This window comes from Saccharothrix sp. NRRL B-16314 (assembly GCF_000716595.1).
Taxonomy (GTDB): Bacteria; Actinomycetota; Actinomycetes; order Mycobacteriales; family Pseudonocardiaceae; genus Actinosynnema.
In genome coordinates, this window is record NZ_JNXC01000200.1 from 1 (window position 1) to 330 (window position 330).

The following is a 330-nucleotide window of genomic DNA, read 5'->3' on the forward strand; positions in this document are numbered from 1 at the left end:
GCCTACATCCCCTCCGGCACCACCATCCCCTCCGGCACCACGTACACCTCCAACGCCGCCAAGCTCACGATGCGGACCGACGGCAACCTCGTCGTCACCTCCAACGCGGGCACGGTGCTGTGGAGCACCAACACCGCGGGCAACGCCGGAGCCAAGGCCGTCATGCAGTCCGACGGCAAGCTGGTGGTCACCAGCGCGGCCGGTGCCCAGCTGTGGACCTCCGGCGTCGCCGCCACCAACGGCTACGCACTGCTCCAGGACCGCGGCAGCCTCGTCGTCTACGACGCGGCGGGCCGGTCGAAGTGGTCGACCAACACCGTCGTCCGGCAC

At 70.3% G+C, this 330-nt stretch carries 1 pseudogene; it reads left to right on the forward strand.

Features of this window, described 5'->3' with window-relative positions:
- Positions 1 to 330 (forward strand): annotated as a pseudogene (locus tag OQ02_RS39640) (hypothetical protein); the annotation flags it as partial.